This window comes from Caballeronia sp. LZ003 (genome assembly GCF_031451465.1).
Classification (GTDB): Bacteria; Pseudomonadota; Gammaproteobacteria; order Burkholderiales; family Burkholderiaceae; genus Caballeronia.
Map to the genome: position 1 here is coordinate 642796 of NZ_JARUXJ010000003.1, position 21630 is coordinate 664425.

Sequence of the window (21630 nt, forward strand, 5' to 3'; positions counted from 1 at the left end):
CGATCATGCGGTTTCGGCCGATGTTTCGGCGAGCCATTGCGCGTAAGCGCGAATGCCCGCTTCGAGGTCGAGGCGCGGCCTGTAACCCAAGTCCGTGGCCGCCGCCGAAATGTCGAAGCGTTCCTGATTCTCGTCGAGCGGATCGGGACCGGGCGCGAGTTCGATATCCGCGCCGGGCATCACGCGGCGTACGATATCCGCCACTTCGCCGAGCGTCGCGCGCACGCCACCGGTGATGTTGTAGGTGCGGCGCGGCAGCGACGGCGCATCGAGCGCGGCGACGAGCGCGGCGGCGGCATCGTCGACATGAATGTACTGGCGATGAAAGTCGAAGCCGAACGGCACGCGCGTCGGCTGCTTCGCCATGGCGTCGGTAAGCATGCGGCGGATCATGCAGTCGGTCGTGCGATGCGGGCCGTACACCCACGACAGCCGCAGACTCACGCCATCCACGCCGTATTGCCGCGCGTAGGCGCTGACGAGTTGCTCGCCGCAGACCTTGCTTGCGCCGTAAAGACTGGCGGGCGCGAGCACGACGTCTTCGGGGACGGGACCAGGCGGCGTATCGCCATAAGCGCTCGTCGACGAGCAATACACGAAGCGGCGCGCGCCATGTATGCGCGCTATTTCCAGCATGTTGGCCGTGCCGCCGATGTTCACGTCGAACATGGCGGCGGGGTTATCGCGCGCGACCATCGGCCCGGAAAACGCACCGCAATGAATGACGCCCGACACGCCGCCGCGCGCCAGCGCATGCAGTCCGTGCACGTTGCGCAGATCGCACTCGGCGACGGTGACATCGTCTATGCGCAACCCGCCGCTGCGATCCATCGCGACGACTTCATCGCCACGCGCGTTTAAAAGCCGGACCACCGCGCGGCCCACGAGCCCCGCCGCGCCCGTTACGATGATTCTCTGCGGCACGCTCATTGTCTTTCTCCCGCGACATCGAGATGGTGAACCGTCTTTGCGACTTCCTCTATCGGCAACTCGGCCTTCAGGAGCTTGCGCGTGTACTCTTCGACCGGCCGCTCGAATACGGTTTCAGCCTCGCCAGTTTCGATGATCCTGCCGTTGCGCATGACCGCGACATAGTGCGCGAGCGAGCGCACGGAGTTCAGATCGTGCGTGATGAACAAGGCGGACAAGCCCATCTCTGCCTGCAGATTACGCACGAGGTCGATGATCTGCGCACGCACGCGAATATCGAGCGCGGTCGTGCATTCATCGAAGACGACGAAGTCGGGATTGGCCGCGAGCGCCCGCGCAATGCCCACGCGTTTCTGTTCGCCCGCCGTCAACTCATGCGGATACGCAGTCGCGCGCCGTCGCGACAGATTCACGAGATCGAGCAGATGCAGCACGCGCGCCTCGCGGTCGGCGCGCGTGAGCTTCTCGCCGAGCGCGAACGGCTCTGCAATCAGATCGCGGACCTGCCAGCGCGGATTGAGCGATACATAAGGCTCCTGGAAGACCATCTGCATGCGCCGCCGCACGGCCCGGAACGCGCGCTCCGACAGATCGAGCGTGTTCACGCCATCGAAGCGAATCACGCCGGAGTCCGCATCGAGCAGACGCAACAAGCATTGGCCGGTCGTCGTCTTGCCCGAGCCGCTTTCGCCGACGAGCGCGAGGGTTTCGCCCTTCGCGATGGCGAAGGACACATCGTCGATCGCGCGCACGACGGCATGATTGCGGTCCGAGACGAAGGTCTTCACCAGGTGTTCGACTTCGAGCAAAGGACGGCGCGCGGCGGCCTTGTCGGCGTCCGTGCGCAGATCGGGTTCGCGCGGCGCGGGGCGCGCTTTCGCGGCATCGAGCAACTCGCGGCTGTACGGTTCTTGCGGGCTGCGCAGAAAAGGTCCGACCGAAGCGAGCTCGATCAGCCGGCCGTCTTTCATGATCGCCACGCGGTCGCAATAGTTGGCGACAACGCCGAGATCGTGCGTGACCATCACGACGCCGAGGCCCAGATCACGGCCCTTCTGCGCGAGCAGATCGAGCACCTGCAACTGGATTGTCGCGTCGAGACCGAGCGTGGCGTCGTCGGCGAGCAAGACCTTGGGCTGGGCGATCAACGCCATCGCAATGACCACGCGCTGCGCCATGCCGCCCGATAGTTCGTGCGGATAAGCATGCGCGCGCGCTTCCGGATTCACGATCCCCACTTGCTTAAAGAGTTCGATCGCCTCGCGCCACGCCGCCTGCCGTCCAATGCGTTCATGCACGCGCAACACGCGCACGATCTGCGCGCCGACCGTCTCCACCGGATCGAGCAGCATCTTTGCATTGGTGCCGATCAGCGCGACCTCGCCGCCGCGAAAGCGCCGCTTCTCGCGCGCGGGCATGTCGAGCACGGATTGCCCCGCGAGCATCACCCGCCCGCCGTCGATGTGTCCGCCCTCCGGCAACAGGTCGATGATCGAGCGAGCCAGCACCGACTTGCCCGCGCCGGTTTCGCCGACGATGCCGAGAATCTCGCCCTGGCGCAGCGTGAAGCTCACTTCATCGAGAACGCGGCGGGCGGGAGTCTCGCCGAACGAGACGGTGAGCCGTTCGACTTCCAGCAGCACGGGTCGCGAAGACGCGTTCATTGCTCACCTCGCGAAACGGGTTCTGCAATACGTTTGACGGCGTCGCCGAGAATGGCGAAGGTCAGCACGGACACGATGATGGCAAGGCCCGGAAAGAGCGCCGCCCACCACACGCCGAGAATCATTTGCTGCGCGCCGTTGGCGACCATCAAGCCCCATTCGGGCGTCGGCATGCGCACGCCCGCGCCGACGAACGAAAGACCCGCGGTTAGAAGAATCGCCATGCCGATGCTGATCGAAACCTGCACGATGGCTGGCGTGATCGCGTTCGGCAGAATGTGGCGGAACATGATGCCCGCGTCCGTCGCGCCGCTGCAACGCGCCGCGCTGATGAACGGGCGGTCGCGCAACGAGAGCACTTCGGCGCGGATCAGGCGCGCGAACATCGGAATGAAAAGCACGGCGAGCACGATCGCCACGTTCCAGATTTCCTGGCCCATGACCGACACCAGCGCCATGCCGATAACGAACACCGGAAACGACTGAATGAAGTCGAACACGCGCATCACGAGTGTGCTCAACATATTCCGGTAGTAGCCGATGAAAAGACCAATCGGCACGCCGATCACGAAGGCAATCGCCACCGCCGTCACGCTGATCAGCAGGTTGATGCGCGTTGCGTAGATCACGCGCGAGAGAATGTCCATGCCCGATACATCGGTGCCGAACCAGTAGTGCCACGAAGGCGCCTTCAGAATGTTGGACGGGTCCGCTTCTATTGGCGAATGCGGCGCGATGAGCGGCGCAAACACGATCAGCACGATCTGCAGCACGAGCAGCGCAAGCCCGAAGATCAGCGCTTTGTCGAGACGCTGGCGAAAAGCGGAGAGCGCATTCATCGGTTTCATATTTCGATCCTCGGATCGGCGAGTCCGTAGAGGACGTCCACCGCCGTGTAGACGAGCAGAATGAAGGCCGCCGCGACGAGCACGAAACCCTGCAACGCGGGATAGTCGCTGTTCATGACGGCCTGCACCGCGTATTGCCCGAGGCCGCCCCACGCGAAGATGGTCTCCACGAGCACGGCCGCGCCAAGCAGGAAGCCGAACAGAAAACCGATCATGGTGATGATGGGCGGCAAGCTGTTGCGCAGCGCGCTTCGCACGAGCATGGGCTCGGAAAGCCCGGACGCGCGCGCATGGCGGATGAACTCGCTGCGATAGATGCCGTCGAAAGTCGAACGCGTGAGCTTCATCAGGCCGCCCATGTTGACGATGGTGAGCGTGAGCACCGGCAGCCACAGATGCGCAACCGCCGAGCGCCACGCTTCCCAGTCGCCGGCAATCACGCTGTCGATGGTGTAGAAGCCGGTGACGGTGGGCGGCGGCGTGACGAATGAATCGACGCGTCCGAACGGCGCGGGCGCAATGCCCGCCATATGAAAGAGCGCGTAGATGAGGAGGAGCCCGACCCAGAAGTCCGGTATCGCGCCGGCGGCAAGTCCGTAGACGCGGCTCGCGCGATCCACCAGTCCGCCCGGCCGCACCGCCGAGGTCACGGCGATTCCAACGCCGAGCACGACGGTGAGGATCATCGAATAGGTGATGAGTTCGAGGGTGGCGGGCACGCGTTGCAGCAGATCCACGGTGACGGGGTTCGAGGTGAACATCGAGGTGCCGAGGTCGCCGTGCATCAGCGCGACGAGATAGCCGCCGAATTGCGACCATACCGTGCCGTTGAGATGCAGCTTCTCGCGCAACGATGCAATGGCGTCTGGCGTCGCCATGTTGCCGAGCATGAGCAACGCGGGGTCGCCCGGCAGGAGGCGGATCAGCAGGAAGGTCGCGAACATCACGCCGAACATCTGCGGGATGAGAATGCCGATCCGCGCGACGACGATGCGAAGCGGTCGCGGCGCCGAACGCCACGCGGTGAAGAGGGACATCGCGAACTCCTTCAGGAGGATCGCGCCGCGAAGACGCCGCCGGCTTGCGCGGCGGCGTCACGGCGTCAGGACCTCAGTTCTTGGAAAAGTCGTACCAGGTATTGCCGTTGGTCGTGTTCCAGCTATAGCCCTTGATGTTGGCGCGCGTGGCAAGCTGATAACCCGGATTGATGAGGAACACCCACGGTGCTTCGCCCATCACGAGTTGCTGCACGCGCTCCATCGAAGTCTTGCGCTTGGCTTCGTCGGTCATCGAAAGACTGTCGTTGATGAGCTTGTCGACTTCCGCATTCTTGTAATGCGAATAGTTGATGAGCGACGCGCTGTTGAGCCAGAGATTCGTCACGTACGCGGCATCCGGCACGATAGCCATGTCGCGGAAGAAGTACATGGGAATGGTGCCCTTCGAATAGCGCTCGACGAGCGTCGATGCAGGCAGCTTCTGCAATTCCACGTCCACGCCGATCTTCGAGAAAGCCGTCTTCAGGATGATCGCCAGTTCTTCCTCGGTCTGGTCGCCGGTGGGATAGCCCAACTGCGTTTTGAAGCCCTTCTCATAACCCGCTTCCTTCAGCAAAGCACGCGCTTTGTCGAGGTCCTCGGTGTAGTGGTAGTACTGATCCGTGTACGCGGGATAGATCTCCGATACCGGGCTCTTGGTGGGCCGCGCCGTGCCGTAGAACACGGACTTGAGGATCTGCTCGCGCGGCACCGCGTAGTTCAGCGCCTGACGCACCTTGTCGTTGTTGAAGGGCGCAACGGCGTTGTTCATTTCCACGCGCTGAATGTAGTTGCCGTAGACCTTCCACACTTTCACGCCGGGCATTTTTTCGAGCGTGGCCTGTTCGCGCGGCGCGAGCCATTCGGCCACATCGACGGCGCCCGCCTGCAACGCCGCGAGGCGGTTGGCCGACGTCGGCATCTCGCGGAACACGATACGCGTGAGCTTCGGCGCGCCGCGATAGTAGTTCTTGTTGCTCTCGTAGACCACTTCCTGGCCGGGCGAATACTTCGTGACCTGATACGGCGCGAACGATGCCGAATGGCTCGCGAGCCAGCGCGATCCCCACGGGTCGTCCGGCGTGATGTGCTTCTTGATCTCGACCGAATCGATAATGCCGAGATCGTTGTTCACCCACAGCCGTTCGATCAGCGGCGACGAACCCGGCAGCGTGACCTTCACCGTGTGGTCGTCTATTTTCTTGAAGGCCGTGTCGAAGTCGGTGATCTTCAGCACCTGCGTCATGTACCAGCGAAACGTGGCCTTCAGATTCCAGCCGCGCTGGAAGGTCCACATGACGTCGTCGGCGGTGAGCGTGTTGCCCGCATAGCTCTTGACGCCGGGGCGCAGATGGAAGGTGATCGAAGTCTTGTCGGGCGAAGTCTCCCAGCTTTCGGCGAGCGCACCCTTGAGCTTGCTGAAGTCCTCGACGGTCACGCCGTTTTCACCCGGCTTCATCTCATAGGTGAGCAAGCGTTCGAACACGTTGCGGCGCGCCTCGTGACTGGCTTCGGTCGGCGGATATTCCTGATCCAGCGACTCCGGCGTGCGCGGCCCGGCCACGACCAGAACCGAATTGTTGTTCTGCGCGAAGGCGGGCATGGCAAGCGCGCCGATGCCGAGCGCGGCGGCCGCCGCGATAAGCCGCGCAAGCTGGATGGAACCCGCTCGCGTCAATGCGGACGCGGGCTTGGCGTCGTAGGTTTGCGACATGACACGCTCCTTGCGTGAAGATGAGACCGGTGGAATCGGATGGAACCGTTGATGCGAACTCGAAACAGACGCGTCGCGCTTCATCGCGCCGCGCGGCCGGCAGGTTTGGCCGGAACGATGGTGGGCAGGCCGCGCGGCAAGAAGCGTCCGCGTCCCGGCGTGCCGAAGTAGCGCCTTCCGTCCCACACGACTTCGCCGCCCGCGATGGTGTAGGCCGGCCAGCAATCGAGCGAGCGGCCTTCGTATGGCGTGTAATCGACGGCGTGATGCAGCATGGCGTTGGTCAGGCGCACGGGGTCGTCGGGATGCTCGTCCCAGATCACGAGATCGGCATCCGAACCGATCGCGATGGTGCCTTTGCGCGGATGCAGCCCGTAGGTCTTCGCGGGGTTGGTCGCGGTGAGTTCGACGAAGCGGTTGATCGAGATGCGCCCGGTCATCACGCCTTCGGAATAGAGCAGCGGCAGTCTCGTTTCAATGCCCGGAATGCCATTCGGAATATACGGGAACGCGACTTCCTCGCCGCCCGGCTTCTTGCCCGTGGGACTTTCGAACGAGAAGGGTGCGTGGTCGGACGAGAACACGGTGAACGTGCCGTCCGCGAGCGCGCTCCAGATCGCTTCCTGACTATCGCTGTCGCGCGGCGGCGGACTGCACACACAGCGCGCGCCTTCGTAGCCGTCGTCCATGCCGAGGTCCTCGGCCGTGAGAAACAGATATTGCGGGCAGGTCTCGGACAGCACCTTGAGGCCGCGGCTTCGCGCCCATTGAATCTGCTCGACCGCGTCGCGCGCGGAGACATGCACGAGCAGCATTGGCACGTTGACGAGTTCGGCCAGGCTGATGGCGCGATGCGTGGCTTCGCGCTCCACGAGCATGGGACGCGAGGCGGCGTGATAGCGCGGCGCGGTGAGACCCGCGTCGAGCAGGCTTTCGGTGAGCCACGCAATGCACTCGCTGTTTTCCGCGTGGATCATCGCCATGGCGCCGTGCGCGCGGGCCAGCGCGAGCAGCCGCAGAATCTGGCCGTCGTCGAGCTTCATGTCGTCGTAGGTCATGTAGATCTTGAACGACGTGTAGCCCTCCGCGATGAGCTGCGGCAACTCATTCGCCATGACGTCCGGCGTCGGGTCCGAGACGATCAGGTGAAAGCCGTAGTCGATGCTCGCCCGTCCCTCCGCGCGCCGGTGATAGTCGTCCACGGCCGCGCGCAGCGTTTGCCCTTTTTGCTGCGCCGCGAACGGGATGATCGTCGTGGTGCCCCCGCAGGCCGCCGAGCGCGTGCCGGACTCGAAGTCGTCGGTCATGCGGGCGGGCGGCGCGATGGGCTGATCCAGATGGCAATGCGCGTCGATGCCGCCGGGCGTGGTGATGCGGCCTTGCGCGTCCACTTCACGCTTGCCCGCGCCGAGCGACAAACCCATCTGCACGATGCGGCCGTCCTTCACACCTATGTTGGAGAGGAACGTATCGCTTGCGGTGGCGACTTGGGCGTTGCGAATCACGAGGTCGAATTCTGCGTCCATGCATGCTCCGGTGTAGCGGGCGTTGTTGACATGTTCAAGTAAACTACACCGAAAAATAGCGTGTCAAAAATACTTTTGTTGTCAACAACGTTGTTGACTAGATTTCCAGCCGATCAGCGGCAACGCGCGCCGGGACGTTCAACGGTCCGGGCGCGCGTGGTTTTGTGAGGAAGGAAGGGTTTGAAGCGGAGGGCGTTGAGTCTTACCAGATCAAAGCGGACTGAATGCCGCGAGTTCCCCGACGTAACGCTTGGCCAGCGGCCGTGCGAATTCCCCGCGCTTGGCGGTATTGAGCTTCAACGTGACGAGCGCCTCGCACCACTTGAGCGCGGCCGTCACACCGTCGATGACGGGCACGCCCAGCGTGTCCTGCAACTCCGCGCACAGATCGGCCATGCCCGCGCAGCCCAGCACGATCGCCTCGCTGCCGTCTTCGTCGAGTGCGCGCCGGCATTCTTCGAGGATCGTGGCGCGCGCGGCCGAACCGGGCGTTTCGAGTTCGAGCACGGCGAGTTCGGTTGCGCGCACGTTGCGGCAAAAGCGCTCCATGCCGTAGCGCTGCGCGAGATGCCAGGCAAGTCCACGCGTGCGTCCGAGCGTCGTCACCACGGAAAAGCCCGGCGCAAGCACGCTCGCGGCATGCATCGCCGCTTCCGCGATGCCTATCACCGGTCCGCGCGCGAGTTCGCGTGCGGCGTAGAGGCCGGGGTCGCCGAAGCAGGCGATCACGTACGCGTCGCAGCCTTCTTGCTCGCCCCGCGCCACTTCCAGGAGGAGGCCGGGCGTGGCGAGCGCATCGTCGTAATGGCCTTCGATCGAAGGCGGGCCCATTGTCGGACTGACCGCCACGACTTCCGTGCCGGGCGAAGCGACCGCGCGCGCGCAGCGGGCCATCGCGTCGGTCATGCCTTGCGTCGTGTTGGGATTGATGAGCTTGATGCGCATGACTTCCTTTCGTTCGATTCGTGGCCTGAACTCAAGCGCCGCCCAAAAGCCGGGTCAGCGCGAGCGCGACGGTCTTCGTCGCAATACGCATGTCTTCGAGCTTGACGTGCTCGTCCGCGCGATGTCCGTTCGCTTCCAGCAGCGTGCGCGGCCCCGCGCCATAGATCACGGTCGGCACGCCCGCTTCGCAATAAAGACGCGCGTCGGTATAGAGCGGCACGCCTTCGGCCGGTATGTCGATGCCCATGATCGTGAGCGCCGCGTCCTGCAACGCGTGCGTGAGACGTTCCGCGCCCGGCAGCGTGCGCATGGGCGTCGCGGCCAGCACTTCGCGCGTGGTGATGGTGATGCCCGGCAGTTCGCGCGCCGCATCGCGCACGACGCTTTCCAGGCGTTCACGCGCGCGCGTCGGATCTTCCTCGGGCACGATGCGCCGGTCGAGCCGCAGCCTCACGCGGTCGGGCACGACATTGGTGTTGATGCCGCCTTCGATCAGTCCGACGACGAGCGTCGGATGCTCGATACCGGGCGTGGCCGAGCGAATCTCCTGCAACTCGCGCCGATGCACATACAGCGTGTTCAGCACGACGGTTGCGGCTTCGAGCGCGTCGTGTCCGGTATCGGGCCGCGCCGCATGCGCCGACTTGCCGCTCACCGTGACTTCCAGATGCAGGCAGCCGTTGTGCGCAACCGTGATGGCGTAGCTGAAGCCCGCGCAGATGGCGTAATCCGGCTTGACGATGCCTTCGGCAAGCAACCATCCCGGCCCGAGCAGACCGCCGGTTTCCTCGTCGTAGGTGAGATGCAGCTCGATCGTGCCTTTGAGGTCAACGCCGCTTTCGACCAGCGCCTTCAACGCGAACGCATACGTGGCGAAATCCGACTTCGATACCGCCGCGCCGCGCCCGTATAACGCGCCCTCGCGAATCTGCGCGCCGTACGGGTCGCTCGACCACCCCTCGCCGGGCGGTACCACATCGCCATGCGCGTTGAGCGCGATGACAGGTCCAACGCCAAAGCGTTGCCGCACGACGAGATTCGTGACGCTCTGCATGCCCGCCGCCTCGACGAGCGTTTGCGGCACCGCGTGACGTTCGACTTCGAAGCCGAGCGCTTCGAGCAGCCCGGCAGTCATGTGCGCGTGCTGCGCGCAGTCGCCGGGCGGATTGTCGGAAGGCTTGCGCACGAGCGCCGCGAGAAATTCCACTTGCGCTTCGAAGCGCGTATCGATCGATTGTAAAAGCGCCTGCACGTTCGGTCTCCGCATCAGATGCGCGACGACGGCGCGTAAAACGGCTCGCGCGGCGTCTCGCTTTCGCCGGTCAGATAGCCATCATAGAACGCCTTGACGTGCGGAAACACGGCGCGCCCCAATTCGCGGCGCGCGGTCTCTTCAGGGCTGCGCGGCTGCGAGAGCGTACGCGCGATGTCTTCGAGCACCGCATCGCGATCCATACGCGTGAAGCGGCCTTCGCGATACACCACTTCGCCACCGATCATCACGGCATCGACGGCATTGGTCTTGGCGCGCATCATCAACGCGTCGAGCATGGGAATGTCGTCGTCCTGATACGGCCACGTCGCGGTCTTGTAGTTCATCAGCACGAGATCGGCGAGACGCCCCTCTTCGAGCCTGCCGATACGCGCACCGAACGGCGTCGTACGCGCGCCGTCCTCGCTTGCCATCTTGAGAATCTGCGGGCATGTCGGCACGTCGTCGTCCATGCCCGGCGTGCGGTGAACGTTGAGCGCAAGACGCATCTCCTGAAGTATGTCGCGATCTTCGTTGATGCCCGCTTCGTCGAGCCCCATGCCGACCGTCACGCCATGCCGCGCAAACGCGTTAAGCGGCGCGACGCCGCTGCGCAGCCGGAAGTTCGAACTGCAGTTATGGCAGATGCAGGTGCCCGTATGCGCGATGGTCTCGATGTCCGCCTCGGTGAGCCAGACACCGTGGCCGAGCGTGAGCGAAGGACCGAGCAGGCCCAGATCGTTCAGATGGCCGACTGCCGTCTTGCCCGAGCGACGCCGCGCATATTCCTTTTGATACGCGGTTTCGACCAGATGCATGTGCATGGGCACGCCGTGCCGTGCCGACTTCTCCTTGAGCGCGAGCAGCGTGTCGTCGCTGCACCAGTGAAGGTTGGCCGGCGCGAGCTGAATGGCCGTTAGCGCATGGCCTTCGTTCTCGCGCGTGAGGGTATCGAAGAGTTGCAGGTAATCCGCGAGCGGAATGCGAAAACGCCGCAGATGCGCCCGCAGCTTATCGCCGGTTTCGGACGGCAGGCGGCTGCAAAAGTCGTCGTCGGCTTCGTAGACGAGCAGGTTCTGATCGCGCACCGCGAAGCTGTACGACGCGCGCATGCCGAGATCGCGATACGCATCGAGCACGCGCGACGCGGCCCGATGGATGGCATCGAGCGGACCGGGACGCCAGCCGTGAATATGCTGCACGGTCGTGATGCCCGAGGCGATCATCTCGAAGGCGGAGTAGAGCGTGTCCAGATACAAGTCGATATCGCGTGCCCCCATGCGGCTCGCGAACCAGAGTTCGAGCGCATGGTCCGGCGAGCCGAGTTGCACCGGCGTGAGCCCGACATGATGGTGGCTGTTGACGAAGCCCGGCATCAGCACCGTGTCGGGCGAACCGAGGCGCAGCGCGTGCGGATACTTCTGCACCATCGCATCGCGCGGGCCGATCTCGACGATCACGCCATCGCGTTGATACAGCGCCGCGTCGCGCACCACCTCGGCCGCATGCCGGTCGGCCGCGCCTTTCACAATCCATCCTGCCACGATCAATGATTCGGACATCGCGTTCTCTGCTCTCTCGAAGTGAATGGGGAAAATCAGAACGACGGCGTGCCGTATAGATCGGTCCGCCGATGCGCGTAATAATTGAGCCGACCCCGCGTGCGCGCGATATCCGTGTGCACGAGCGTCGCGCTCACGATGCCTGCGCCGAGCATGCCGGACCTTCGCGCGAGCACCGCTCCATCGGCCGCGATCACACACGATTCGCCGAAGTTGTCGATACGCGCGTCATCGAGAAACTCGTCGCCGGCCTTGTTCGCGCACAGCACGGCGAGGCCGTTTTCGCGGGCATGCGTGCGCATTTCGCCGACGAAGAAGTCCATGTCGTCGCCGCCGCTGCCCGCCACCGGCACGATCACGAGGTCCGCGCCTTGTGCCCGCAGCGCGCGCCAGCACTCGGGAAAACGCCGGTCGTAGCAAACCAGCACGCCCACGCGCCAGACACCGACGTTCACCACATGCAGACCCGAGCCGGGCGTGAAATGCGCGGGCTCGTCATAGCCGGGCGGGGGATCGTCGCCGACGGGCAAGTGCAGCTTGCGGGCAACCGGGCTTGCATTCGCACGCAACGATAAGCCTTTGGCATCGAAGCCAAGCACAGCGTTGTGATAGCAACCGCTCGCGGGATCGTGCTCGTAGAACGGCACGATGAGCGCGGCATCGCATTCCTTTGCGAGCGCGGCCCACTTATCTGCGAAAGCGCCTTGCGCGGGATTCGCCCATTCGCGATAACGTCCCGCAGGCGAGCCCGCGAAATACGGCACCGTCGCGAGTTCCGGCAGCGCGATGAGACGCGCGCCTTCGTTTGCGGCGCGGCGGACGGCATCGAAAGCGATGGCCGCGTTGTGCGCGAGATCGGTGGTGCAGGGCGGCGATTGAATCGCGGCTACGCGAAGCACGTCGTCGGTCACTTGATGCGCTCCTGCTCCGCGAACGCGCGGTCAACTTCGTCGCGCAACAGGTCGGTCAATCGATCGGCGAGCGCGTGAAAGGCCGGGCTGCGCGAATCGCGTGGACGCGGCATGTCGACGGGAATGATCGTCTTAATCCGCCCGGGCCGCGCCGTGAACACGACGATACGATCCGCGAGCGCAATGGCTTCGTCGATATGATGCGTGACGAAGACCATCGATACGCCCGCTTGCCGCCACACCTGAATCAGAAAGTCCTGCATGCGGGCGCGCGTTTGCACATCGAGTGCGGCGAAGGGTTCATCGAGCAGCAGGATTTCCGGCTTGAGCGCAAGCGCGCGCGCCACGGCCGCGCGCTGCCGCATGCCGCCCGACAACTGATCCGGCCGCTTGTCGATGGCTTCGGAAAGTCCCACGCGTTCGAGAATCTCCTGCGCGACCTGGCGGCGGCGATCCTTCGGCACATGCTGCATCTTCAAGCCGAACGTGACGTTCTCGCCAACCGTGAGCCATGGATAAAGCGACGCCTCCTGAAACACGAGCCCGCGATCCGTGCCCGGCGCATGCACTTCCGCGCCGCCGCACACAATGCGGCCTTCGGTCGCCTGTTCGAGTCCCGCCATGAGAAAGAGCAGCGTGCTCTTGCCGCATCCGCTCGGACCCAGAAAGACGACGAACTCGCCGCGCGCTACTTCGAGGTCGATGTCGCGTAAAGCCACGAACGGTTCGCCGTCCGTCTGCCACGTCTTGCCGACGCCCGTGCAGGTCACGAGCGGCGGCTGGCCGCGGCGCTTCGGTGCAACGTCGGCAAAGGCTTGTTCGGTCATGTCATTTCCTCAGGCCGCTTTCCGGCACCCAAAACAGCACTTTGCGCTGCACGATGCGCAACAGGTAATCGAACGCGAAACCGAGCACGCCGATCAGCGTCATCGTGAAGAACGAAAGGCTCGCGTTGAAGGTATTGCGCGAGAGCATCACCACTTGTCCGAGCCCGCTGCCCACGCCGGTCGCCTCCGCAATCAGCACGACCATCCACGCGCCGAACAGGTTCATGCGCAGCACCATGAAAAGCGACGGCAGAATCGCGGGCAGGATCACATGGCGAAACGTCTGCGCGCGCGTGGCGCCCATTACGGCGGCCACGTTCAGCTGCGTGCGGCTCACGCTGTCTATTTGTCCGATGGTCGATACCGTCATCACGAAAAAGAGCGAGATGAAGACCATGAACACCGCTGGCCCATTGCCGATGCCGAACAGAAAGATCGCGACAGGCAGCCACGCAATGGGCGAGATCGGCGCAAGCAGCGTGATGGTGGGCAGCGTGAGATTGCCGAAGAGACGAAAGTAACGGATGGCCACGCCCATCGCCACCGCGCAAACGAAGCCGAGCGTGAGACCGGCGAGCACGCGCAAGGTAGTCGCGACGATGGTCATCGCCAGCGCGCCGAAGGCCGTGCCGCTCGACTGCTCGCCGATCACATCGCTCGACAAAAAGTACTGCGCCTGCGAGCCGAAGTTGCGCAAAAAGATATGCGGCGGCGGCAGCAAGAGTGGATCGGCCCAGTGCAGCGCCCAGGCCGCTTCCCACACGGCGATGAAGCACGCAAGCGAAGCGATGCCCCACAGAAGCGGCACGATGCGCGCAAGGAGCGGCGCGCGCCGCGCCCGCGCGCGTCCATCGGCGGTCTTGTCGCTCGCGCGCTTCAGGCGGGAAGTGGCGTATCCCATGAGGCTGCTCATGCGGTCTTTCGCTGCAATTGCGCGTACAGGTCGCCGTTTTCCTTGATGACTTCGGTGAGCGGCCCCCAGTCGAACATGTCCTTGCCTGGCAGCTTCTTGATGTAGCGAAGCTCCTTCAGATTTTCCGCGCGGCCGAGGATGAACGCTTCGTTGCCACGCTGATCGATCATCGGCGGCTGCTTGGTGGCGGCGTCGAGCGTGGCGTCGTAGCTCGTCTTGAAGTATTTGCCGACGGTGTCCTTCACGGCGGTCGCGCGATCCTGTTCTTCCTGATGCTGCGCGACCATCATGGCCTTGATGAGCGACTTCACGGCATCGCGATTCTCGTGCAGCAACTTCTCGCGCACCGCGAGCACGCAGTCGGAATAGTTCGCGCCGTACACATCGACGCCATTGGAAAGCATGACCGAACCCGCGCGCGACTTCAGCGCCTGCGTGGCGTACGGCTCGATATGGCACATCGCATCGATATTGCCCGCGATGAACGCCTGCGCCAGTTCCGGCGACGTGCCGAAGTAGCGCACCTTGACGTCCTTGAAGCTCATGCCCGCTTTCTTCAGATAGTCGTAGGGCAGCATTTCGAGCGTATCGGCCTGGAACGTACCGATGGTCTTGCCGCGCAACTGCTCCGCCGACGTGATGCCCGGCTGCGCGACGATCACGCAGCCCTGCACGCCCGATCCCGCGACGACCTTGATGGGCGCGCCCGCATCGTAGAGCGTCATGAAGTTGGTGTACGGCACGACGCTCACATCCACCACGCCCGCGCCGAAGAGCGCCGCGATGTCGGCGTTGGTCGGCGTGGTCACGAAATCGAGCGTCACGCCTTGCGCCAGATTGCGCTCCTTCACGAGAAAGAACGGGCAATTACAGAGGCCCGTGCCGTGCGTCGCCTTGAGCGTGAGACCGCCGGCCGCGCTGGCGTTGGTGAGCCATGCGCCGCCGAGCATCGCGCCGCCCGCCATGCAGGCACTGCGCGCAAGAAAGTCGCGCCGCTCGTGGCTGATTGCGCTAAGACGCAGCGATGCCGCGTTTTTATCGATGAATTTCCTGAACATCGTGATATCCCCGTCAAATTGAACAAAGGCGTTTCATTGGAAAATCGGTCCGGACTTGAGCAAGCCGTCGAGCAGATCGAGGGCGAAGATGTCGCTCAAGCGCGGCGTGATACGCATGCGTCCAAGCGCTTCGAGTGCCGATGCCCGCGCGAGCACGCTGGCGCGTAACGGCCGAATGTCGACATCGGATGGCTGACGCGCCATGCCGGCGAGCAACTCGTCATGCGAAAACTCGGGCCATCGATGCGCACTCGCGCGCAACGCGGCGTGCGGATCGCGCTCGATGAGCGCTTGCGCTTCGAGCATGCCGGCGAGCACTTCGCGCACGATGTCCGGCTGTGCCACGAGAAAACTTTCACGCGCGACGAGCAGTGTGTCGGGATAGTCGCCGCCCCATGCTTCTATGCCGTCGCAGAGCACATCGAAGCCTTGCGCCACGAGGCGCGAGATATACGGTTCCACCAGCGTCAACGCGGCAATGCGGCCGGCGAGCAGATCGCCGGCGGCGGCGGTCAGCGAGCCGAAGTGCACACACTCGACCTCGCGCATGCCGACGCCGTAAATGCGCAAGGCGTCGTAGAGCAGGGCTTCCATGGGGTCGTCGGCGAAGGTGCCCACGCGCTGGCCGCGCAGTGCCTCGACGGTCAAACCGCCTTGCCCGACCAGCGCCATGCCGAGCTTGCCGCTGCCGCCGACGATGCGCAGCGGATCGGGCAACGCGTGATCGACTAACGCTTGCGTGAAGCCCGTGGTGCCGAGTTGCGCCGCACCGGTACGCAACAGCGCGGCCGTCGATTTGAATTCGGCCAGCTCTGGTGCTTCGGCGTGAAGTCCGCGCGCTTCGAGCAAGCCCGCGTCGATGGCGACGAAGAGCGGCAGATTGGAAAGCGCACCGCCGTGCGCCAGCAACAACTTTCGCATCGTGTTCCCAGTGGTCGGGTTCGTTCCGTGAGACGTCGCGCAGCGCTTAGAGGCATCGCCCGAGAGCTTTAGCGAAGACCGTGCCACTTTTGCATACGTAAGTTGACGTTAACCGCGACTGCCTTTGTTTACTAGCGATGCAGATTATTGACTACAAAATCAGCTACGTTTGTATACGAGACTTGCTGCGGTTCAATTGGACCATTTCGCACCATCGGCGTGTAACGCTGCACCTTCGCGATGCTTTTTGGCACCAACAATGCTGCTTTTTGCTTGGTTTGTTCGGCGCTTCACAGTGCTGATACATACAATCCCGATTTGAATCGTATGCAATCTAAGCGGATAATCGCGCCAGGAATACCGCAGGACTCAGGAAGACCTCATGCCCACAGACAAGAAACGAAGCGCATCGAATGAACTCGACGTCAAAGGGTCATTCGATGGCGTTCAACGCAATCCCATCTACGAACGGTTGATGAACGCCATCGCCGAACATCGCCTGCATCCGGGGACGAAGCTCGCGGAAGACCGGCTCGCCGCCATCTTCGGCGTGAGCCGCACGGTGGTGCGCGCGGTGCTGCAACAGCTTTCGCATGAACTGGTGGTGACTATCGTGCCGAACCGGGGCGCGTTTATCGCGAGCCCGACGGTGGAAGAAGCGCGCGAACTTTTCGAGGCGCGGCGGCAGATAGAACTGCCCGTGGTCGAGAAGGTTTGCCGGTCCGCGACGAAGAAGGACATTGCGTCATTGAGGGCGCATGTCGCGCGCGAGGAAGATGCACGCAAGCGCAATGACCGGCGCACCGCTGTACGGCTCTCGGGGGAGTTTCATGTGTTGCTGGCGCAGCTTGGCGGCAATCGCTTCATCGAGCGCACCATGCGCGGTCTGCAGATGCTCACGTGTCTGACCATCCTGCTCTACAACGCGCCGACCTCGGAGGCGTGTCCGCACGACGAGCACGCGCGCCTGATCGATGCGCTCGAAGCCGGCAACGTCAAGCTGGCGCAAAAGCTCATGGTCGAGCATCTCGCGCACATCGAAGCTACTCTGCGGCTGCATACGGCGGAAGAAGAGGAGGACGATCTCGAAGCTATCCTGCTGCGTGGCGCGTAGCGTGCGATGTGTGCGATGCGTGCCGGGCGCGCGCTTTTGAACCGCGCGATACCGCACGCTCCACATTAATTTTCCGGCTTTAATGACTTCAGGGCGGCGCAGTATAGTGTGGCTGCAAGCGCCTCGCTTGCGGCGTCCGTCGAGACGCCCCACACGAATCATCACAGCAAAGGACGTCCGATGAGACTCCGCGTTGGCTACGATCTTGCCTATGAGTGTCCGCAGCCGACACCCATGATGCTGATGCTCAACACGCATTACTCGCATGCCAACGATGTGATCGTGGCGGACGTGCTTGCCACCAATCCGCCGGTGCCGATTACTCAGTATCGCGATGGTTTCGGTAATTTGTGCAGCCGGATCGTGGCGCCGCCGGGGCGTTTCGAACTGTCGACTTCCGCATTGCTCAATGTATCGGGCGAGTTCGAAACGCGTCCCGTGGATGGCCGGCAACACGCGGTGGAAGAACTGCCCGACGAGTGCCTTGTCTTTCTCCTCGGCAGCCGGTACTGCGAAACCGATCTGCTATCGGAAGCCGCCTGGCAACTCTTCGGCAATTCCGCGCCGGGCGCGGCCCGCGTGCAGGCAATCTGCGACTTCGCGCATCATCACATTACGTTCGGCTATCACCATGCGCGCCCGACCAAGACGGCCTGGGAGGCTTACCAGGAGCGCGTGGGCGTGTGCCGCGACTTCGCGCATCTCGCGGTGACGCTGTGCCGCGCGCTGAATATTCCGGCACGTTACTGCACCGGCTATATCAGCGATGTCGGCCTGCCGCCGCCTTATGCGCCGATGGATTTCGCGGCATGGTTCGAGGCCTATGTCGGCGGCACGTGGCAGGTCTTCGACCCGCGCAATAACGCGCCGCGCGTTGGCCGCGTGCTGATGGCGTACGGCCGCGATGCCGCCGATGTCGCGCTCAGCAACACGTTCGGGCAGACCACGCTCGTCAATTTTCATGTCGTTTGCGAGCCCGAGCAGGGCTATTAGAGGCGCGCCGCACGAATAGTCTGCATGGTCGGGAATGCTCAATGCTCGAATAGATGTATTAGCCATTAAAAAAGCGAGCACCATCATGCGCAAGCACCTGCCCCGTCTCCTTGTTGCGGACGACGATGCCGCCATTCGTGCGGCCTGCGCTTCAGCACTATCGCTCGAAGGCTACGATGTCCATACGGCCCAAAACGGTTGCGCCGCGCTGGCCGAGATTCGCCGGTGGCGCCCCGAGATTGCCCTGATCGATGTCGAAATGCCGCTCATGGACGGGCGCGAGGTTGCGCGTCAGTTGCGCCAGGCCGACGAGCACAAACTGACGCTTCTGATCGCCGTGACCGCGTTGTCTTCGATGGCGGAACGCGCGGCATCGATACGCGCCGGTTTCAATTACCACTTCACGAAGCCGCTCAGGTTGAGCGCGCTACTCGAAACGCTGGCGCTTCACGCCAGTTCGCTAAAAAGCGCCCGCTGATTCGAGCGCCGTCGTCAAACCGAATGGCGCGCCAGGTTGATGGTGAAGATGCACCCGACGCCCGGAAGGTTCGCCACGCTCAACACGCCGCCATATGTCTCGACGATCTTTTTGGAAATCGACAAGCCCAGGCCCAGGCCGCTCTTGTCGGCGGACTGCTGCGTGAAAGGTTCGAACATGGTGAGCGTGGAGTCGGGCGGAAGTCCGCCGCAATGGTCTTTCACGTCCATTAGAATGCGGCCGGCCACGGCATAAGCGTTGAGCGACACTTCGCTTTGCGGGCGCGTGAACTTGAACGCGTTTTGCAGCAGATTGCCGAGTGCCGAATAAAGCGCATCGCGGTCGGCGCTGACGGCAAGCGTGCTGTCGACGGGAGACACCGTGAATTTCACGCCTCGCACTTGCGCTGCCAGTTCAGCCGCGTGCGCTACCTCGGTAATGAAGTCGGCCAACGAAAACGTCGCCGCCGACGTCCCGCCGTCCGCCAATTCCTTGACGTCCGCAATGGAGCCGTCGATTAGCGTGCGCAGCGAAGCCAGGCCACGCTGAAGTACCGTTCCCGTGGCGCCCGTCAGGCTCAGACTTCCGGTTCTTGCGGCTTCGAAGGCCGTTGTCGCGATGGACAGCGCGTTTCTCAGTTCGTGTGCAAGTTCACCCGCCCGTTCCTGAGCGGCGCGCTGTTGTTCCTGATTTGTGCTTTGCGCGCGTTGATAACTGAATTCGGTGACAGCCTTCGCAATAGCGTTATCGAGACAGCGGTTTAACGTCCGATATTCATTGATCTGGAATGGCACATCGCGCTCGTGCGCCAAATCGGTAATGGCCTGACAAAGATCGCCGTAATCGTGCACGACCTGAGCGATCGTATAACCGAGCAAATGCAGCGCGTGACCATGCTGTCCGGCCGTTGCGCCCATCTCCGATTCCGTCATGATGCCGCCGGCCGCACCCGATACCGCGCGACTCGCGAGCGGATCGCTGCCTTGCTCGATGCGCAGCGTCTTGATCAATTGGTCGAGAAACATCGGTACGCCGTTTTCGAGCTGCGCATCGGAGGCTGCGCGCGTCGGGCGGCTCGCGACCTTGGCTCGACACCGCTCCACCAGCTCTGAGCGATTATTGGAGAGGAAGTTGTGCATCATGGCCTATGTCCTTGGCGCCACGCGCGTGACCGGCCGGCCATGTGGAGGAAGCAGCTATGCCAGTGAGAGTGAGAGTCAAAAGGCGCGATTGCTCGAACAAGACCGAGCGATCCGAGCCGAACCAAAGAGCGCCTTGCGCGCTCGCGCTGCAATGCTACGCAGCCGGTTCCCGAGAAAAAGTTATTTGATTCCGCGCGTCCAATGTTGCAAATCCGTGAGTGGATTCACCGTGCACTTTGCGAGATTGATAACCGCAGCCGGCATTTCGTCGGCCCCAGATCGTTTTAGTTCTATGCATGAAGATTCATTATCATGCAACTCGCACGCGAGCCGCGCACCACGTCCCTCGCATCCTTTAAATAAGCGGGAATCACCTGTTATCGGGCTCACAGCGTATTTATTAACGGCTTGCACGTTCAAACCCGCTGAATAACGTTTAACCCGCGATGCGCAAACCTTTGCGGTGCATGGCAGCGCAGATCGATCGGCTATTTGCCGCACGGTTATCCGTAAAACTTTGGTACCGCATGAGCGTGCTCTGTCACAATGTCGCGGATGAGGAGGGAAGCCGTGAATAGACCACTTTTACCGGCGGATTCGCGAGAGGCATTGGCGCGCGACATGGGCGCCGTGGCTGGAATCGGCGCGGTGCCGTCGATACTCAAGATGATCTGCGACGAAACTGGAATGGGTTTCGCGGCCGTCGCGCGCGTCACCGACTCGACCTGGACGGCGTGCGCCGTTCAGGACAACATCAATTTCGGACTGGTGCCGGGCGGACAACTCGAACTGCGCACCACGCTCTGCTCGGAATCGCGGGCCTCGCGTGCGCCGATCATCGTCGATCGGTTCAGCAGCGACACCACGTATCGCGATCATCACACACCCGCCATTTACGGTCTCGAAAGCTATATTTCCGTGCCTATCGTTTTGCCGGACGGCGAGTATTTCGGCAACCTCTGCGCAGTCGATCCGCGTCCGGCGAAGGTATCCGAGCCGCGCGTCGTGCGCATGTTCGAGGTGTTCGCAAATCTCATCGGCATGCAGCTCGCCAGCGAAAAGCGGCAATGGTCCACTGAAGCGCAACTGTTCGACGAGCGCGAGACGGCGCATCTTCGGGAGCAGTTCATCGCGGTATTGGGTCACGATTTGCGCAATCCGTTGAGCGCCGTGAGCGCGAATGGCGAATTGTTGAGCCGGCGCAAGAGCGAGCCGGATCTCGTCGGTATCGGCAATCGGCTCAAGGCGACGGCGGCGCGCATGGCGCGGCTGATCGACGACGTGCTCGATCTCGCGCGCGGCCGTCTCGGCTCGGGCATGTCGGTTAGCATCGTCGCGGTGGATGACATCGCGCCTTACCTGCGCGCGGTCGTCGACGAGCTTTGCGTGGCGAACCCGTCGCGCGCGGTGAATCGCGCCATACAGGTCGATTCCGCGGTCAGTTGCGATCTCGTCCGCATTCAGCAGTTGCTTTCAAACCTGCTCGGCAACGCGATGACTCACGGCGGCGCCGATACGCCCGTCACGGTGGAGATTGCGGTAGAGCGCGATCACCTCACGCTGTCGGTGACCAATGGCGGCGAGCCTATCGCGCCGGAGACGCTCTCAAAAGTGTTCGAGCCTTATTGGCGTCCCGCGACGAGCGCACCGGGCGGCGGGCTCGGACTCGGGCTCTATATCTGCAAGCAGATCGTCTCGGCGCACGGCGGAACGCTCGGAGTGGAATCGAGCGCCGAGATCGGCACGAGATTCACCGCGCGCATTCCGGTTCGCGCACGAGACGCTGGCTTCTAAA

Annotated in this window: 19 protein-coding genes; 4 read left to right on the plus strand and 15 right to left on the minus strand. The window is 63.1% G+C overall.

What is annotated here, in order from left to right; translation table 11 throughout:
• Window positions 1-3: 3 nt before the first annotated feature.
• The 14 genes from QCE79_RS20605 to QCE79_RS20670 all read right to left on the minus strand — a co-directional run bounded on the left by QCE79_RS20605 (window position 4) and on the right by QCE79_RS20670 (window position 16108).
• Window positions 4-930, minus strand: coding sequence for an NAD(P)-dependent oxidoreductase (locus QCE79_RS20605; RefSeq protein WP_309847458.1), 927 nt, complete (start codon window positions 928-930; stop codon window positions 4-6).
• Window positions 927-2594: an ABC transporter ATP-binding protein gene (locus QCE79_RS20610; protein ID WP_309847460.1), complete on the minus strand. Its 1668-nt coding sequence runs from the start codon at window positions 2592-2594 to the stop codon at window positions 927-929. Before QCE79_RS20610 ends, QCE79_RS20605 begins: the two co-directional genes overlap by 4 nt.
• Window positions 2591-3442 carry an ABC transporter permease gene (locus QCE79_RS20615; protein ID WP_250511705.1) on the minus strand — a complete coding sequence of 284 codons (852 nt, stop codon included), beginning with the start codon at window positions 3440-3442 and terminating at the stop codon, window positions 2591-2593. Before QCE79_RS20615 ends, QCE79_RS20610 begins: the two co-directional genes overlap by 4 nt.
• Window positions 3439-4479, minus strand: a complete 1041-nt coding sequence (locus QCE79_RS20620; RefSeq protein WP_309847463.1) for an ABC transporter permease — start codon at window positions 4477-4479, stop codon at window positions 3439-3441. Before QCE79_RS20620 ends, QCE79_RS20615 begins: the two co-directional genes overlap by 4 nt.
• Window positions 4480-4552: 73 nt before the next feature.
• Complete coding sequence (locus QCE79_RS20625; protein ID WP_250527176.1) at window positions 4553-6193, minus strand: ABC transporter substrate-binding protein; 1641 nt, start codon at window positions 6191-6193, stop codon at window positions 4553-4555.
• An 80-nt stretch (window positions 6194-6273) separates the two neighbouring features.
• Window positions 6274-7719 carry a dihydropyrimidinase gene (gene hydA, locus QCE79_RS20630; RefSeq protein ID WP_309847466.1) on the minus strand — a complete coding sequence of 482 codons (1446 nt, stop codon included), beginning with the start codon at window positions 7717-7719 and terminating at the stop codon, window positions 6274-6276.
• Window positions 7720-7929: 210 nt separating this feature from the next.
• Window positions 7930-8664 (minus strand): aspartate/glutamate racemase family protein, encoded by a 735-nt coding sequence (locus QCE79_RS20635; RefSeq protein ID WP_309847468.1) that lies wholly within the window; start codon window positions 8662-8664, stop codon window positions 7930-7932.
• Window positions 8665-8695: 31 nt separating this feature from the next.
• Entirely contained in the window at window positions 8696-9931 is a 1236-nt protein-coding gene (locus QCE79_RS20640; protein ID WP_404989391.1) for an ArgE/DapE family deacylase, read from the minus strand.
• Window positions 9931-11478: an amidohydrolase family protein gene (locus QCE79_RS20645; RefSeq protein WP_309847472.1), complete on the minus strand. Its 1548-nt coding sequence runs from the start codon at window positions 11476-11478 to the stop codon at window positions 9931-9933. The genes QCE79_RS20640 and QCE79_RS20645 overlap by 1 nt, the downstream gene beginning before the upstream one ends.
• Window positions 11479-11513: 35 nt before the next feature.
• On the minus strand, window positions 11514-12389 hold the full coding sequence (locus QCE79_RS20650) for a carbon-nitrogen hydrolase family protein (protein ID WP_250511701.1): 876 nt from the start codon (window positions 12387-12389) through the stop codon (window positions 11514-11516).
• Window positions 12386-13216, minus strand: coding sequence for an ABC transporter ATP-binding protein (locus QCE79_RS20655; RefSeq protein ID WP_309847476.1), 831 nt, complete (start codon window positions 13214-13216; stop codon window positions 12386-12388). The genes QCE79_RS20650 and QCE79_RS20655 overlap by 4 nt, the downstream gene beginning before the upstream one ends.
• A gap of 1 nt (window position 13217) precedes the next feature.
• On the minus strand, window positions 13218-14129 hold the full coding sequence (locus QCE79_RS20660) for an ABC transporter permease (RefSeq protein WP_250467868.1): 912 nt from the start codon (window positions 14127-14129) through the stop codon (window positions 13218-13220).
• Window positions 14126-15187 carry an ABC transporter substrate-binding protein gene (locus QCE79_RS20665; protein WP_244831181.1) on the minus strand — a complete coding sequence of 354 codons (1062 nt, stop codon included), beginning with the start codon at window positions 15185-15187 and terminating at the stop codon, window positions 14126-14128. Before QCE79_RS20665 ends, QCE79_RS20660 begins: the two co-directional genes overlap by 4 nt.
• Window positions 15188-15220: 33 nt before the next feature.
• Entirely contained in the window at window positions 15221-16108 is an 888-nt protein-coding gene (locus QCE79_RS20670; protein WP_309847479.1) for an ABC transporter substrate-binding protein, read from the minus strand.
• A gap of 382 nt (window positions 16109-16490) precedes the next feature.
• On the opposite strand from QCE79_RS20670, the gene QCE79_RS20675 reads away from it, so the two are divergent.
• The 3 genes from QCE79_RS20675 to QCE79_RS20685 all read left to right on the plus strand — a co-directional run bounded on the left by QCE79_RS20675 (window position 16491) and on the right by QCE79_RS20685 (window position 18693).
• The gene (locus QCE79_RS20675) at window positions 16491-17222 is read left to right on the plus strand and encodes a GntR family transcriptional regulator (RefSeq protein WP_250493916.1); all 732 of its coding nucleotides are present in this window, start codon (window positions 16491-16493) and stop codon (window positions 17220-17222) included.
• 180 nt (window positions 17223-17402) lie between these two features.
• On the plus strand, window positions 17403-18215 hold the full coding sequence (locus tag QCE79_RS20680; protein WP_250493917.1) for a transglutaminase family protein: 813 nt from the start codon (window positions 17403-17405) through the stop codon (window positions 18213-18215).
• 85 nt (window positions 18216-18300) lie between these two features.
• A complete protein-coding gene (locus QCE79_RS20685; protein ID WP_250467872.1) occupies window positions 18301-18693 on the plus strand; it encodes a response regulator in 393 nt (130 codons plus the stop codon).
• A 14-nt stretch (window positions 18694-18707) separates the two neighbouring features.
• Here QCE79_RS20685 and QCE79_RS20690 read toward each other — a convergent pair whose 3' ends face one another.
• Window positions 18708-19835 (minus strand): sensor histidine kinase KdpD, encoded by a 1128-nt coding sequence (locus QCE79_RS20690; protein ID WP_250527182.1) that lies wholly within the window; start codon window positions 19833-19835, stop codon window positions 18708-18710.
• A gap of 570 nt (window positions 19836-20405) precedes the next feature.
• Between QCE79_RS20690 and QCE79_RS20695 the strand changes: the two genes are divergently transcribed.
• Complete coding sequence (locus QCE79_RS20695) at window positions 20406-21629, plus strand: GAF domain-containing sensor histidine kinase (protein WP_309847486.1); 1224 nt, start codon at window positions 20406-20408, stop codon at window positions 21627-21629.
• The last annotated feature ends 1 nt before the right edge of the window (window position 21630 follow it).